Origin of the sequence: Cellulomonas palmilytica, from assembly GCF_021590045.1 — a bacterium.
Taxonomy (GTDB): domain Bacteria; phylum Actinomycetota; class Actinomycetes; order Actinomycetales; family Cellulomonadaceae; genus Cellulomonas; species Cellulomonas palmilytica.
The window spans coordinates 2,150,047-2,165,240 of the sequence record NZ_CP062221.1; the positions used below are offsets into that span (position 1 = coordinate 2,150,047).

13 protein-coding genes are annotated in these 15,194 nt (G+C 73.3%); 11 read left to right on the forward strand and 2 right to left on the reverse strand.

Going from position 1 to position 15,194, the window contains the following annotated elements; all coding sequences use genetic code 11:
- Window positions 1–48 precede the first annotated feature (48 nt).
- The 11 genes from F1D97_RS09810 (at window position 49) to F1D97_RS09860 (ending at window position 13,900) form a co-directional block, all read left to right on the forward strand.
- The gene (locus F1D97_RS09810; protein WP_236120343.1) at window positions 49–648 is read left to right on the forward strand and encodes a TetR/AcrR family transcriptional regulator; all 600 of its coding nucleotides are present in this window, start codon (window positions 49–51) and stop codon (window positions 646–648) included.
- Window positions 645–1,703 (forward strand): tRNA pseudouridine(55) synthase TruB, encoded by a 1,059-nt coding sequence (gene truB / locus F1D97_RS09815; RefSeq protein ID WP_236120344.1) that lies wholly within the window; start codon window positions 645–647, stop codon window positions 1,701–1,703. Before F1D97_RS09810 ends, truB begins: the two co-directional genes overlap by 4 nt.
- A 236-nt stretch (window positions 1,704–1,939) precedes the next feature.
- Window positions 1,940–5,074 (forward strand): glycoside hydrolase family 9 protein, encoded by a 3,135-nt coding sequence (locus F1D97_RS09820; RefSeq protein ID WP_236120345.1) that lies wholly within the window; start codon window positions 1,940–1,942, stop codon window positions 5,072–5,074.
- A gap of 124 nt (window positions 5,075–5,198) precedes the next feature.
- On the forward strand, window positions 5,199–6,176 hold the full coding sequence (locus tag F1D97_RS09825; protein ID WP_236120346.1) for a bifunctional riboflavin kinase/FAD synthetase: 978 nt from the start codon (window positions 5,199–5,201) through the stop codon (window positions 6,174–6,176).
- Between the two features lie 202 nt (window positions 6,177–6,378).
- Window positions 6,379–7,410 (forward strand): CAP domain-containing protein, encoded by a 1,032-nt coding sequence (locus F1D97_RS09830; protein WP_236120347.1) that lies wholly within the window; start codon window positions 6,379–6,381, stop codon window positions 7,408–7,410.
- Between the two features lie 145 nt (window positions 7,411–7,555).
- Window positions 7,556–7,825: a 30S ribosomal protein S15 gene (rpsO, locus tag F1D97_RS09835; RefSeq protein ID WP_094179760.1), complete on the forward strand. Its 270-nt coding sequence runs from the start codon at window positions 7,556–7,558 to the stop codon at window positions 7,823–7,825.
- A gap of 297 nt (window positions 7,826–8,122) precedes the next feature.
- The gene (locus tag F1D97_RS09840) at window positions 8,123–10,345 is read left to right on the forward strand and encodes a polyribonucleotide nucleotidyltransferase (protein ID WP_236120348.1); all 2,223 of its coding nucleotides are present in this window, start codon (window positions 8,123–8,125) and stop codon (window positions 10,343–10,345) included.
- A gap of 1 nt (window position 10,346) precedes the next feature.
- Window positions 10,347–11,690, forward strand: a complete 1,344-nt coding sequence (locus tag F1D97_RS09845) for a M16 family metallopeptidase (protein WP_236120349.1) — start codon at window positions 10,347–10,349, stop codon at window positions 11,688–11,690.
- Between the two features lie 79 nt (window positions 11,691–11,769).
- The gene (locus F1D97_RS09850) at window positions 11,770–12,573 is read left to right on the forward strand and encodes a hypothetical protein (RefSeq protein WP_236120350.1); all 804 of its coding nucleotides are present in this window, start codon (window positions 11,770–11,772) and stop codon (window positions 12,571–12,573) included.
- A gap of 91 nt (window positions 12,574–12,664) precedes the next feature.
- The gene (gene dapB / locus F1D97_RS09855; RefSeq protein WP_236120351.1) at window positions 12,665–13,420 is read left to right on the forward strand and encodes a 4-hydroxy-tetrahydrodipicolinate reductase; all 756 of its coding nucleotides are present in this window, start codon (window positions 12,665–12,667) and stop codon (window positions 13,418–13,420) included.
- 3 nt (window positions 13,421–13,423) lie between these two features.
- Window positions 13,424–13,900 (forward strand): hypothetical protein, encoded by a 477-nt coding sequence (locus tag F1D97_RS09860; protein ID WP_236120352.1) that lies wholly within the window; start codon window positions 13,424–13,426, stop codon window positions 13,898–13,900.
- Window positions 13,901–13,974: 74 nt separating this feature from the next.
- Here F1D97_RS09860 and F1D97_RS09865 read toward each other — a convergent pair whose 3' ends face one another.
- Together F1D97_RS09865 and F1D97_RS09870 are read right to left on the reverse strand one after the other, a co-directional pair.
- The gene (locus F1D97_RS09865; protein WP_236120353.1) at window positions 13,975–14,529 is read right to left on the reverse strand and encodes a GNAT family N-acetyltransferase; all 555 of its coding nucleotides are present in this window, start codon (window positions 14,527–14,529) and stop codon (window positions 13,975–13,977) included.
- A complete protein-coding gene (locus F1D97_RS09870; protein ID WP_236120354.1) occupies window positions 14,526–15,185 on the reverse strand; it encodes a TIGR00645 family protein in 660 nt (219 codons plus the stop codon). Before F1D97_RS09870 ends, F1D97_RS09865 begins: the two co-directional genes overlap by 4 nt.
- Between the last annotated feature and the right edge of the window lie 9 nt (window positions 15,186–15,194).

Here is a 15,194-nt window from a genome sequence, read left to right on the forward strand (position 1 = left end):
TGATTACTAACAAGAGCGACCGTAGGCATCGGCTGATAACCTGTCAACATGATCAGCGAGGCGCACCAGCGCGCGACGGAGCCCGGGCGCTCCGTCCGGATGTCGGGCGACGCCCGTCGCGAGCAGATCCTGGCGGCCGCGCGCCGGGTGTTCGCCGAGGGCGGCTTCTCCGCGACCACGGACGAGGTGGCCCGCGCGGCCGACGTCTCGCAGCCGTACGTCGTGCGCCTGTTCGGCTCCAAGCGGGACCTGTTCCTCGAGGCGTACCAGCAGGCCGCCGACCGGGTCGTCAGCACGCTCACGCTCGCCGCGCGCGAGGACGACCCCAAGGACGCGATGGGACGTGCGTACCTCGAGCTCATCGAGGACCGCGACCTGCTGCGCCTGCTCATGCACGGCTTCATCGCGAGCGCCGACGAGCAGGTCGGGCGCGCCGCGAGGCACTGCCTGGGGGAGGCGTACCGGCTCTACGTCGAGGCCACGGGCGCGACCCCCGACGAGGCGCGTCAGTTCGTCGCGTTCGGCATGCTGCTCAACGTGCTCGTCGCGACCGACGCCGAGTCCCACCCGGGCGAGGACCCCGGCATGGACGGGCTGCTCGAGTGCGTCGCTCTGACCGCCCACCGCGCGGCCGCGGGTGGCGCGTGACCGCCCCCGGGACCGGCGCCCAGGCCGACGCGCGGGACCTTGCCCAGGCCGACGCGCGGGACCGCGCCCGGGCCGACGCGACGACGCGGGCCCGTGCGCGCCGGGCGGCGCAGGGCGAGCGGCCACGACGCAGGCCGACCGCCGCGGACGGGTTCGTCGTCGTCGACAAGCCCGCCGGGTGGACGAGCCACGACGTGGTCGCGCGCATGCGGGGCATCGCCGGCACGCGCAAGGTCGGGCACGCGGGCACGCTCGACCCGATGGCGACCGGCGTCCTCGTCGTCGGCGTGGGGCGGGCGACGCGCCTGCTGACCTACGTCGTCGGCGCGGACAAGGCGTACACCGCGACCGTCCGGCTGGGCGTCGCGACGACGACCGAGGACGCCGAGGGCGAGGTCACGCACGCCGACGACGCCGCGCACGTGTCGCGCGCGCAGGTCGAGGCCGTGGCGCGCACGCTCACCGGCGAGATCCTGCAGGTCCCCAGCGCCGTCTCGGCGATCAAGGTCGACGGCGAGCGGGCGTACGCGCGGGTCCGGGCGGGCGAGCACGTCGAGCTCGCGGCGCGGCCCGTGACCGTCCACGAGCTCGTCGTCGACGACGTGCGCGAGGCCGAGGCGAACGGCGTGCGGGTGCTCGACGTCGACATCCGGACCGTCGTCTCGTCGGGGACGTACGTGCGTGCGCTCGCGCGCGACCTCGGTGCCGCGCTCGGCGTCGGTGCCCACCTCACCGCGCTGCGGCGCACGCGCGTGGGCGGCTACACGCTCGACGACGCCCGCACGCTCGAGGAGCTCGCGGCGTCCCCCGACGACGTGCCCGTCGAGGTCATGGCGCTCGCGGACGCGGCGCGCGCCACGTTCCCCGTGCGCCTGGTCGACGAGGCCGAGGAGCGGTCGCTCGGGTGCGGGCAGGCCCTGCGCGCCGACGGCTCGGCGCCCGCCCACGACCCGGAGGCGACCGTCGCGGCGATCGGCCCGACCGGCCGCCTGGTCGCGTTGCTGCGGCTGCGGGAGGGCAAGGCGCGTCCGGTGCTGGTGCTCCCGGCCGACTGACCCGCCGACAGCCGTCCGCCGACCGCGTGACCGGCCCGGCCCGCGGCACTCGTGCGGAGGTCACCGGTCCGGGTGACATGCGCGCTGACGTGCACCTTGAACCGGTTCGGCTGCTCGGAACCGGTTCCGCGCGTCCGGTTTGCGCGGTACGGTCCCACGAGGCGACGATCGAGGGTGGTGTCCGGCTCTCGTGGCAGCGCCGTCCCGGCCACCTGGCCCGGCCTCGAGGAGACGATGTGGTTTCCTGGTCCCGCCGCCGTGCACGCACGGCTGTCCTGTCTGCCGGCGTCACCGCCGCAGCCCTGATCACCGCGACGGTCGTCGCGCCCGCCGCCCTCGCCGACCCCGTGGAGTCGTCGCACGACTTCGAGTCCGGGACGCAGGGCTGGTACAGCTACGGGGGCGACTCGTCGTCCTCGGTCGTCGACGGCGAGCTCTGCGTGGTCGTGCCCGCCGGCACGACGAACCCGTGGGACGTCGCGGCGCAGCACGACGACGTGACGTTCGAGGCGGGCGGCACCTACACGGTGTCGTTCACCGCGCACGCGACCGAGGAGGTCTCGGTCAACCTGCGGGCGGGCATCGGGTGGCCGGACGACGTGTCGTCGACCGTCGCCCTGGCACCCGAGGAGCAGGAGTACTCGTTCTCCTGGACCCCCGAGTTCAGCGGGTCCGGCAACCTGTCGTTCCAGCTCGGGGCGCAGGACGTCGACTACACGTTCTGCCTCGACGACTTCCAGCTGGTCGGCGACCGGGAGCTGATCCCGGACACCAGCTTCGACGGTGTGCTGCCCGAGGGCTGGAGCGCGGCCGGCTGGACCGTGACGTCCGAGCCGGGTGAGGGCGAGCCGCTGTGCTTCGAGGTCCCGGCCGACTCGAACCAGTACGCGGGTCTCGTGCTCAACGGCCTGCCGATCGAGGAGGGCTCCAACTACCGCCTCACGTTCACGGCCAGCTCGAGCAACGCCGCGACGATCCGCACGATCGTCGGCGAGAACGCCGAGCCGTGGCGCGCGGCCTTCGCCGACAACACGCCGCTGTCGACCGAGCTGACCGAGCACGTGCTCGCGTTCACCTCGCCCGTGTCTTTCCCGGCCGAGTCCGACGACCCGGCGGTCGGCGTCGGGCAGGTCGCGCTGCAGATGGGTGACCGCGGCGCGTTCACGTTCTGCATCACGAGCCTGTCGCTCAAGAAGGTCGCCACGCCGCCGCCGCCGTACGAGCCCGACGTGCGCGGTCCCGTGCGCGTCAACCAGCTCGGCTACCTGCCGGACGGGCCGAAGAACGCGACGGTCGTGAGCGACGCGGCCGAGCCGCTCGCGTGGCGGCTCGAGGACTCGTCGGGCACCACGGTCGCTTCCGGTGAGGCGACGCCCGCCGGGCTCGACGCCTCGTCGCAGCTCGAGGTGCAGACGATCGACTTCTCGTCGTACAAGAAGTCCGGCACCGGCTACACGCTCGTCGTGGGGGAGGACCGCAGCGACCCGTTCGCGATCGCGTCGGACCTGTACGCCCAGCTGCGCTACGACGCGCTGAACTACTTCTACCCGGTGCGCTCGGGCATCGCGGTCGACGTGCCGGACGACCGGTACGACCGGCCCGCGGGCCACGTGTCCGGGCCGGACGGCGAGGTCAACAAGGGCGATCTCGACGTGAAGTGCCTCACCGCGGCCGAGGACGGCGCGAGCTGGTCCTACGGCACGTGGACCTGCCCGACGGGCTACTCGCTCGACGTCGTCGGCGGCTGGTACGACGCCGGTGACCACGGCAAGTACGTCGTCAACGGCGGCATCGCGGTCGCGCAGCTCCTGAGCACGTACGAGCGGACCCTGCACACGAAGAACGCGGCGAAGGGCGCCCTGGCGGACGGCACGCTCGACGTGCCGGCCGACGAGAGCGGCAACGGCGTGCCGGACGTCCTCGACGAGGCGCGCTGGGAGCTCGAGTTCTTCCTCGCGATGCAGGTGCCCGCGAAGTCCGGCATGACGGTCTCCGCGACCGACCAGCGCTCGCTCGACGGGCTCGTGCACCACAAGATCCACGACGTCGGCTGGACCGGCCTGGGGCTCCTGCCCTCGGAGGACCCGCAGCAGCGACGCCTGCACCGGCCCTCGACGGCTGCGACGCTCAACGTGGCCGCCACGGCCGCGCAGGGTGCGCGCCTGTTCGAGAAGTACGACAAGGCGTTCGCCCAGCAGCTCCTGAGCGTCGCGCGGTCCACGTACGCGGCCGCCAAGCGGGTGCCCGACCTGTACGCGCCGCAGTCCGCGGGCCAGAACGGCGGCGGACCGTACGACGACACGAACGTGACCGACGAGTTCTACTGGGCGGCCGCCGAGCTCTACCTCACGACGGGCGAGAAGGCCTTCGAGAAGGACCTGCAGAACAGCCCCGTCGCGACGAGCGACATCTGGGAGCGTTCCGGGTTCTCGTGGGGGAGCGTGGCGGCGCTCGGTCGCCTCGACCTCGCGACGGTGCCGAGCAAGCTGGCGACCCGCAAGGCCGTGCAGGCGTCCGTCGTGGCCGGGGCCGACAAGCTCCTCGCGTGGCAGCGGGCCGAGGCGTTCGGCACCGCGTACCCGGGCAACGACGACGGCTCGTACGTCTGGGGCTCGAGCTCGTCCGTGCTCAACAACCAGGTCGTCCTCGCCACGGCGTACGACCTGACGGGCGACGCGAAGTACGCGAACGCGGTGCTGGAGTCGATGGACTACCTGCTGGGTCGCAACGCGCTGAACAACTCGTACATCACGGGGTACGGCACGAAGTTCTCATCGCACCAGCACAGCCGGTGGCTCGTCCCGCCGCCGCCGGGGACGATCTCGGGTGGCCCGAACTCGCAGAGCAGCACGTGGGACCCGGTCATGAACCGGATCTACCCGCCCGGTCACGACTGCGCCCCGCAGCTCTGCTACATCGACGACATCGAGGCGTGGTCCGTCAACGAGCTGACCATCAACTGGAACGCCCCGATGTCCTGGGTCGCCTCCTTCGTGGCCGACCTCGGCGTGAGCGGGGTCCCGGCCGCGCCGGTCGTGACCAAGCACCCGTCGTCGGTGTCGGCGAAGAAGGGCACCTCGGTCGCGCTGAGCGCTGCTGCGGCCGGCAAGCCTGCGCCGACCGTGCAGTGGCAGGTGCGCAACGCGAAGGGCGCATGGGTCGACGTGCCCGGCGGGAAGACGACGACGCTGCGGGTCATCGTGTCGGCGGCGACCGACGGCGCCCGGTACCGCGCGGTGTTCCGCAACGCGTCCGGCACGGTCGTCACGGACGTCGCGACGGTCACGGTGCTGCCCGGCCCCAAGGGCCCCGCGCCGAAGGGCCCGGGTCCGATCGTCCCCGCACCCAAGCCGGGTCCCGGCCGCGGGTGACGTCACCGCACCACACGGCGACCCCGCCACCGGCCCCCTCGGGGCGTCGGTGGCGGGGTCGCCGTGTGCGAGCGGCGGTGGGACGGTGCGGTGGCGGGCCGTGACGCGGTGGCATGATCGGCGGGTGCATCGCTGGTCCGACCTCGCCGACGTCCCCGCGGACTTCGGCCCCACCGTCGTCACGCTCGGCAACTTCGACGGCGTCCACCGCGGCCACGCGAGCGTCCTGCGGCGCATGGCGGCCGACGCGCGGGCGCAGGGCTCGTCGGCGGTCGCGGTGACGTTCACGCCGCACCCGCTGCAGGTGCACCGACCCCACGACGCGCCGCCGCTGATCACGGGCGACGAGGACCGGCTGGACCTGCTCGAGGCGACGGGTCTCGACGCGGTGCTGCTGCTTCCGTACTCGCTGGAGTTCGCGCGGCAGAGCCCCGAGGAGTTCGTCCGCACCTACCTCGTGGACGGCCTGCGGGCACGCACGGTGGTCGTCGGGCGCGACGTGCGGTTCGGCTGGCAGAACTCGGGCGACCTGGCGACCATGGTCCAGCTCGGGCGCCGGCACGGCTTCGACGTCGAGGTGATCGACGACATCACGCCGGACGACGAGGCCGGTGCGGCGCGGCGCTGGTCCTCGACGTGGGTGCGCGAGGCGCTCGCGGCGGGAGACGTCGAGCAGGCGGCGCGGGTCCTGGGCCGTCCGCACCGCCTGCGCGGGCTCGTCGTGCACGGCGACGCGCGCGGCCGCGAGCTCGGGTTCCCCACGGCCAACCTCGCGCAGGACGCGGACGGCATGGTCCCCGCGGACGGCGTCTACGCGGGCTGGCTGCGGCGCACGCGCCGCGCGGACGGCACGGTGGCCGACGACCCGCGGCTGCCCGCCGCGGTGTCGATCGGCACGAACCCGACGTTCGACGGCGTGCAGCGCCGCGTCGAGGCCTACGTGCTGGACCGGACCGACCTCGACCTGTACGACGACGAGGTCGTCGTCGACCTCGTGGCGCGCCTGCGCCCCACGCTGCGGTTCTCGTCGGTCGACGAGCTGCTCGAGCAGATGCACGCGGACGTCGAGCGCGTCCGCGAGGTCCTCGCCGCGGACGGCTGACGCCCGCGAGGTGAGCCGCGTCACACGCACGAGGTCCGGAGGAATGCGACAGTCCCGACCAACGGGACGGCGACGCCGCAGGTCACGCGGATCTTCGGACGAAAGCCTCAGGTCGGCCGCATCACGTGCCGATGGCCGAGTCGGGACCCCGCACCGGGGTCCGCGTCCTGCCGACCGTCTGCCGCCGTCCTGGAGGTGCCGCGTGAGCCCAGCCCGCACGCGCGTCCTTGCCCTCGCCCTCGCCTCGTCCACGCTGCTCGCGGCCGGTGCACTTCCGGCCTCCGCCGCGCCCGCCGCCACCGCGGCGCCCGCGCCGCGCGCCGCGCTCGTGACCGCCGCGGCCACCGACGTCGCGGCGTCCAGCACCTCCGACCGCATGCCGACGAAGGCCTGGGTCACGAACCTCTACCGCACGCGCATCGTGCCGGCGCTCGACACCAAGGTCTCGTGGTCGGGCAGCGTCTCGAAGTGCTCGATGGGGCGGGAGTCCGACGCGTCGCGCGCGGCCACGCTGCGCATGGTCAACTCGATGCGCCTGCTCGTCCAGCTCTCGACGGTGAAGCTGGACACGACGGCGAGCGGCAAGGCGCAGAAGGCGGCCCTGCTCATGGACGCCAACCGCAAGCTGTCCCACTCGCCGAGCAAGAGCGACTTCCCGAAGTGCTGGACGCCCGCCGCGAAGGAGGCCGCCGGCTCGTCGAACCTCGCGCTCGGCGCGACCGGCTCACGCGCGATCGCGGCGTACATGGACGAGCCTGGCGACGGGAACACGGCCGCGGGCCACCGCCGCTGGATCCTCAACCCGACGACGACGCACATCGCGACCGGCTCGACGACCAACGCCAACGCCCTGACGGTGTTCGGCCTCGGGACGTCGGCGAACGCCGCCAAGCCGAAGTGGATCGAGTGGCCCGCGCGCGGCTGGTTCCCGCAGCAGATCGAGCCCGACGGCCGGTGGTCGCTGTCGTCGTCGAACGGCGCGGTGAGCTTCGACAAGGCGTCGGTCAAGGTGCAGCGTGTGACGACGGACGGCAAGGTCGTCAAGACGCACTCGGTGAAGAAGCACCCGGTCGCCACCGGCTACGGGCCGAACACGGTGGTCTTCGACGTGTCCGGCGTCGCGCACCCGACGGGCAAGGCGGTCGCGTACTACCGCGTGACCGTGACGGGCATCCGCGGCGGGGGCCAGTCGTCGTGCTCCTACCTCGTGCGCCTCTACGACCCGACTGCCTGACCCCTGCCGACGGTGCGCCGACCGGCCCGGCCGGTGGTGCGACCGGGCCTGGTAGTCTGTGGGAGCCGTCAGAACGGCCGCGGATCCAGAGAGCCCGGGTGGATGTGCCCCGGCGCACCGCGCAACGATTCACACAAGGAGAGCCGTGTCCCTCGACGCTGCCACCAAGCAGGCCATCATGACCGAGTACGCCACGCACGAGGGCGACACCGGTTCCCCCGAGGTCCAGATCGCTGTCCTGACGCAGCGCATCAAGGACCTGACGGAGCACCTCAAGGAGCACAAGCACGACCACCACAGCCGCCGCGGCCTGCTGCTGCTCGTCGGTCGTCGTCGTCGCCTTCTCGGCTACCTGCAGAAGGTCGACATCAACCGGTACCGCTCGATCATCGAGCGCCTCGGCCTGCGCCGCTGAGCCTCGTGACCAGCCCGGATCCCGTGCGGGGTCCGGGCTGGTCCGCATGTCGGGTCCGCGCGTCGCGCGACATCCCGGCCGCACCCCCGGCATGATCGTCGGCGGTGCCGCGCGAGCCCGGTGGGCGTGACGTCCACCCGGCCGCCACCACAGCGCACCACCCGCACCACCGCACCAACCACCGCGTCGGTCCACCTGTCCGGTCCTCGGTAGTGGCCCCCGGAGCACGAGCTCCGTAGGCCTCGATCGAAGACCGCCGGGACCGGCCGGCGCCTTCGACAGACGAGGAGGGCACCCGTGGAGGGTCCCGAGATCCAGTTCGCCGAGGCCGTGATCGACAACGGTCGCTTCGGAACCCGCACCGTCCGGTTCGAGACCGGCCGGCTCGCCAAGCAGGCCGCCGGCTCCGCCGCCGCGTACCTGGACGGCGAGACGATGCTCCTGTCGGCCACGACGGCCGGCAAGCACCCCAAGGAGCAGTTCGACTTCTTCCCGCTGACGATCGACGTCGAGGAGCGGCAGTACGCCGCCGGCAAGATCCCCGGCTCGTTCTTCCGCCGTGAGGGTCGTCCCTCGACCGAGGCGATCCTGGCCTGCCGCCTGGTCGACCGCCCGCTGCGCCCGCTGTTCGTCAAGGGCCTGCGCAACGAGGTCCAGGTCGTCATCACGGTCCTGGCGATCCACCCGGACGACGCGTACGACGTGCTCGCGATCAACGCGGCGTCGATCTCGACGCAGCTGTCGGGCCTGCCGTTCTCCGGCCCCGTCGGCGGCGTGCGCATCGCGCTCGTCGACGGCCAGTGGGTCGCGTTCCCGCGCTACTCCGAGCGTGAGCGCGCGACGTTCGACATGGTCGTCGCGGGTCGTGTGGTCGGCGACGACGTCGCGATCGCGATGATCGAGGCCGAGGCGCCCGAGAAGTCGTGGAACATCATCAAGGACGAGGGCGGCCAGGCGCCGACCGAGGAGATCGTCGCGCAGGGCCTCGAGGCCGCGAAGCCGTTCATCAAGGTCCTCGTCGAGGCGCAGTCCGAGCTCGCCGCGAAGGCCGCCAAGGAGACCCAGGTCTTCCCGACGTTCCCGGACTACCAGGACGACGTCTACGCCGCGGTCGAGACCGCCGCGACGGCGCGCCTGGGCGAGGCGCTGAGCATCGCCGACAAGCAGACCCGCGAGGGCCGCCTCGACGAGATCAAGGCCGAGGTCCAGGCCGAGCTCGCCGAGTCGTTCGAGGGGCGCGAGAAGGAGATCTCGGCCGCGTACCGCTCGGTGCAGAAGAAGCTCATCCGCCAGCGCATCCTGACCGACGGCTTCCGCATCGACGGCCGCGGCCTGCGCGACATCCGCACGCTCTCGGCCGAGGTCGAGGTGCTGCCGCGCGTGCACGGCTCCGCGCTGTTCGAGCGCGGCGAGACGCAGATCCTCGGCGTCACGACGCTCAACATGCTCCGCATGGAGCAGCAGCTCGACACGCTCTCCCCGGAGACGCGCAAGCGCTACATGCACAACTACAACTTCCCGCCCTACTCGACGGGTGAGACGGGCCGCGTCGGCTCGCCGAAGCGCCGCGAGATCGGCCACGGCGCGCTCGCCGAGCGGGCGCTCATGCCGGTGCTGCCGAGCCGCGAGGAGTTCCCCTACGCGATCCGTCAGGTCTCCGAGGCGCTGGGCTCGAACGGCTCGACGTCGATGGGCTCCGTCTGCGCCTCGACGCTCTCGCTGCTGAACGCCGGTGTGCCGCTGCGCGCGCCGGTCGCCGGCATCGCGATGGGCCTGGTGTCCGACACGGTCGACGGGGAGACCCGCTACGCCGCGCTGACGGACATCCTGGGCGCCGAGGACGCGTTCGGTGACATGGACTTCAAGGTCGCCGGCACGCGCGACTTCGTCACCGCGATCCAGCTCGACACCAAGCTCGACGGCATCCCCGCGAGCGTCCTGGCCGGCGCGCTGACGCAGGCCAAGGAGGCGCGCCTCGCGATCCTCGACGTCATCGCCGAGGCGATCGACGTCCCCGACGAGATGAGCCCGTTCGCGCCGCGCGTCATCACGGTGAAGGTCCCGGTCGACAAGATCGGCGAGGTCATCGGCCCGAAGGGCAAGATGATCAACCAGATCCAGGAGGAGACCGGCGCCGACATCTCCATCGAGGACGACGGCACGGTCTACATCGGCGCGACCGACGGCCCGTCGGCCGAGGCGGCGCGGGCCGCGATCAACGCGATCGCGAACCCGCACATGCCCGAGGTCGGCGAGCGCTTCGTCGGCACCGTCGTGAAGACGACGACGTTCGGTGCGTTCATCTCGCTGTCGCCGGGCAAGGACGGTCTGCTGCACATCAGCCAGATCCGCAAGCTCGTCGGCGGCAAGCGCGTCGAGAACGTCGAGGACGTGCTGTCCATCGGGCAGAAGGTCCAGGTCGAGATCGGCGAGATCGACCCGCGCGGCAAGCTGTCGCTGCACGCGGTGGTCGACGAGGACAAGGCCGAGGCCCCGGCCGACGCCCCGGCCGACGCCTGACGTGCCGCTCGACCTCCCGCTCGTGCGCCCGGGCCTCCCGGGCGCGGAGCAGTCCGCCGGGCAGGACGGCGACGCCCACGTGCGTCGTTCCGTCCTGCCCGGCGGGGTCCGGGTCCTCACCGAGCACATGCCCGGGCTCCGCTCGGCGACGGTGGGGGCGTGGGTCGGCGTCGGCTCGCGCGACGAGACGTCCGGCCACTTCGGCTCGACCCACTTCCTCGAGCACCTGCTGTTCAAGGGGACCGCTCGCCGCTCGGCGATGGACATCGCCGAGGCGTTCGACGCGGTGGGCGGCGAGGCCAACGCGGCGACGGGCAAGGAGCACACGTGCTACTACGCGCGCGTGCTCGACACGGACCTGCCGATGGCGGTCGACGTCATCGCGGACATGGTCACGTCCGCGCGCCTGGACACCGACGAGCTCGAGACCGAGCGCGGCGTGATCCTCGAAGAGCTCGCGATGAACGACGACGACCCGAGCGACGTCGTGCACGAGCAGTTCGCGACCGCGGTGCTCGGTGAGCACCCGCTGGGACGTCCCATCGGCGGGACGCCCGAGACCATCCGCGAGGTCCCGCGCGACGCCGTGTGGGAGCACTACCGCTGGCACTACCGGCCCCAGACGCTCGTCGTGAGCGCGGCGGGCGGGGTCGACCACGACACGCTGTGCGAGCAGGTCGCCGACGCGCTCGCCGCGGGTGGCTGGGACCTCGCCGACGACGCGAGCCCCACGGGCCGCCGCGAGGTGCCGCGCGAGCTGGGCGCGGGGGAGCAGGGCCTGCCGATCGTCGGGCTCGAGCGCTCCGTGCGCCGGCACACCGAGCAGGCCAACGTCATCGTCGGCTGCACGTCGCTGACCGCGACCGACGACCGGCGCTTCACGCTGTCGGTCCTCAACGCGGTCCTGGGCGGCGGCATGTCCTCGCGCCTGTTCCAGGAGGTCCGCGAGAAGCGCGGGCTGGCGTACTCGACGTACTCGTTCGCGTCGGGCCACGCCGACACGGGCGTGTTCGGCCTGTACGCGGGCTGCACGCCCGCGAAGGTCGACGAGGTCGTCGCGCTCATGGTCGCGGAGTGGGAGCGGCTCGCGCAGGCGCCCATCACCCCCGCGGAGCTCGAGCGCTCGATCGGGCAGCTGTCGGGCGGCCTCGTGCTCGGCATGGAGGACACCGGGTCGCGCATGAGCCGGCTCGGCAAGGCCGAGCTCGTGCACGGCGCGCTGCTGTCGATCGACGAGTCGCTCGAGCGGGTGCGGGCCGTGACCGCCCAGGACGTGCAGGAGCTCGCCGCCGAGCTCGCGTCGCGGCCCCGGTCCGTGGTGCGGGTCGGACCGTTCGGGGACTGACCCGCGCGAGCGGTGCGTCCAGGCCTGTTCCTCGCACCGTCCCGGCACGTCGGGCGCTCCGGAGCGCCATGATGGGCCTGTGACCGGGTACCGCTGGATCGAGGCGTCCGCCCCGCTGCTCGTCGAGCACGCGTGGGTGCTGCGCGACGACGGGGGCGAGCGCGAGGTGCTGCTGCCCGACGGTCGCGGGCTCGTCCAGCTCGTCGTCGGCACGCCCGGCGCGCGCACGGACGTCCTCACGGGCGATCGGGCGGACGACGACAGCGGCGTACGTGGATTCTCGTCGCGCGCGGTGGTGCGCGAGCAGGCGGGACCGGCCACGCGCCTCGGCCTGCAGCTGCACCCGCTCGCCCTCGCCCTGCTGCGCCCGCACGACCTGCTCGTCGACCACGCGGCCCCGCTCGCGTCGGTCGTCGACGAAGCCGACGTGGTGCTCGCGCGCGACGCGCTCGCGCACGGCGACGACGAGGACGCGGCGCGCGTGCTCGTCGCGGCGCTCGTGGCGCGCTCGCGCACGCGGGACCGGCCCACCGGCGTCACCGCGATGGCGGAGGTCGTCGCGGAGGTGGACCGCACGCGCGGGCTCGTCTCCGCGGCGGACCTGGCGCGCGCGCAGGGCGTGACCGTGAGCGACCTGCACCGCTGGTGCGTGCGGCTCGTGGGCGTCGAGCCGTCGGCGTACCTGGCGGCGGTGCGGTTCGCGGGCTTCGTGCGGCAGGCGACGGGTCCCGGGCCGGTCGCGCCGCGGGACGTGGTGTCCGCTCTGCGGTGGTACGAGGAGAGCGGGCCCGTGCCGCGGGAGGTCGAGCGGACGACGGGGCTCGGGCCTGCGGAGCTGCGGCGCGTGGTCGACCGGCTCACGGAGACCATCGCCTCGCACTGACGCGCACCGGCCGGTCCGCCGACGCGCGACGGGCCGCGCGCGCTCGCCCGGCGTCCGGGGCCGCCGTGCGCGACGGATAGGGTGGCTGACCGTGAGCGAACGGATCAGGGTCGCCGTGCTCGGGGCGGCGGGACGCATGGGGTCGACGACGGTGCGCGCGGTCGAGGCCGCGCCCGACCTGGAGCTCGTCGCGGCGCTCGACGCGAGCGACGACCTCGCCAAGGTCACGGACGCGGGCGCGCAGGTCGCGGTGGACTTCACGGTGCCGTCCGTGACCGAGGGCAACGTCCACGCGCTCGTCGACGCGGGCGTGCACGCCGTCGTGGGCACGACGGGCTGGGACGACGCGTCCCGTGCGCGCGTGGCCGACCACCTCGCGGACCGCCCGGGCGTCGGCGTGCTGATCGCCCCGAACTTCGCGCTGGGCGCGGTGCTCACGATGGCGTTCGCGGCCCGCGCCGCCCGCTGGTTCGAGTCGGTCGAGGTCGTCGAGCTGCACCACCCGGACAAGGTCGACGCGCCCTCGGGCACCGCGCTGCACACCGTGCACGCGATCGCCGCCGCGCGCCGGGCCGCGGGGGTCGCGGCCGGTCCCGACGCGACCGAGCAGTCGCTCGACGGCGCGCGCGGGGCGGTGGTCGACGGCGTGCACGTCCACGCGGTGCGCCTGCGCGGCCTGACCGCGCACGAGGAGGTGCTGCTCGGCAATCCCGGCGAGCAGCTCACGATCCGGCACGACTCGTTCGACCGCGTGAGCTTCATGCCGGGCGTCCTGCTGGGCGTGCGTCAGGTGGGCTCGCGCCCGGGTCTGACGGTCGGGCTCGAGCACCTGCTCGACCTGGGCTGAGCGGTGGCCGCCCCTCGCCGCCGGTCGGCGGTCGTCGCGATCGCGGGTGCGGTCGCGCTCACCGCGCTGCTCGCGCTGTACGTCCTGCTCGTCGCGTCGCGCGCGACCTCGCTGGTCCGCACGGGCGAGCCGATCGCGATCGGGCTCGGGGTCGCGATGTGGGTGCTGCCGGTGCTGGCCGTGTGGCTCGTCGCGCGCGAGTGGAGCCTCGCGATCGACGTGCAGCGCATGGCCGACCGGCTCGCGGACGCCGACGAGCTCCCGGTCGACGACCTGCCACGCTCGCCCGGCGGCCGCGTGGACCGTGCGGCGGCCCGGGAGGCGTTCGACGACGTCCGCGAACGGTGCGAGGCCGCACCGGACGACTGGCGCTCGTGGTACCACCTGGCGTTCGCGTACGACGCCGCGGGTGACCGGCGCCGGGCGCGTGAGTCGCTCGCGCACGCCCGCCGGCTGTTCCGGGGTCGCACCGCGTCCTGACGAGACCCCGGCGCGCGGGTCGACGGGTGACGGTCGACGGGTGACGGGCGACGGGTGACGGGCGACGGGTGACGTCAGATCGTCGCCCACCACCGGTGCTCGCGGACCGTGCGCGTCGTCCCGTCCGGGAGCGTGTCGGAGGCGAGCTCGCGCACGGTGTCGTCGGGCCCGAGGCCCGCACCCGAGAGGAACTGCGCCCGCGCCGAGTCGCCGTCGAGGACCCACGTCTGGACCTGGTCGGCGCCGTCCTCGCGCAGCAGGTCGACGGCGGCCGCGAGCAGCCGCGAGCCGTGCCCCGCACGCTGGTGCGCGGGGTCCACCTCGAGCGCGAGGAGCAGACCGCCGGGCGCGTCACCGGCGCGCGTGGCCGGCACGGGCGCCACGGACGCGAAGCCGACGACCGTGGCACCCGCGCACGCGACGAGCACGCGGTGCCCGGCGGGCGGCGTGGTCACGGCTGCGGCCCACTGCGCCCGCATGGCGTCGAGGTCGAGCACGTCGAGCGCGCCGGCGAGCAGGTCGCCGTGCGCACCGCGCCACGCCCCGACCTGGATGTCGACGATCGCGGACTCGTCGCCCGCGACGGCGGGCCGGACCGAGACGTCGGCGGTCTCGCGGAACAGGGTCACGACGCGTCCGCGTCCGCGTGCGCGACGACGGGCGCCGACGGCACCGGCTTCGGCGGGTGCTTGGTCGAGATGCGGTCGATCCACGCGAGCGCCATCGCGGACACGATGAACGCGAGGTGGATGAGCGTCTGCCACAGCAGCGGCTGGTAGCCCGTCGCCTCGATGGTCGCCTCGGCCTCGATGAAGCTCGCGAGCAGGTGGATCGAGGAGATGCCGATGATCGACATCGCGAGCTTCGTCTTCAGGACGTTCGCGTTGACGTGCGAGAGCCATTCGGGCTGGTCGGGGTGGTCGTCGAGCCGGATGCGCGACACGAACGTCTCGTACCCGCCGATGATCACCATGATGAGCAGGTTCGCGATCATCACGACGTCGACGAGGCCCAGGACGGCGATGATCATGTCGCCGCTCGTGAACGCCTCGACGTGCACCTCGCCGTGCCCGTCGACGTGCTCGACCTCGCCGGTGAACAGCCCGACCCCGAGGTGCCACAGCTCCTGCATGAACTGCCACACGTAGAACGCCTGCGCGACGATCAGGCCCAGGTACAGCGGCAGCTGCAGCCAGCGCGAGGCGAAGATCAGCGTGCCGACCGCGGAGCGCTGCACGGTCTCGACGCCGGACGGGTTCGTCGGCGTGGTGGTGGCCTGGGCCATCGGTCCTCC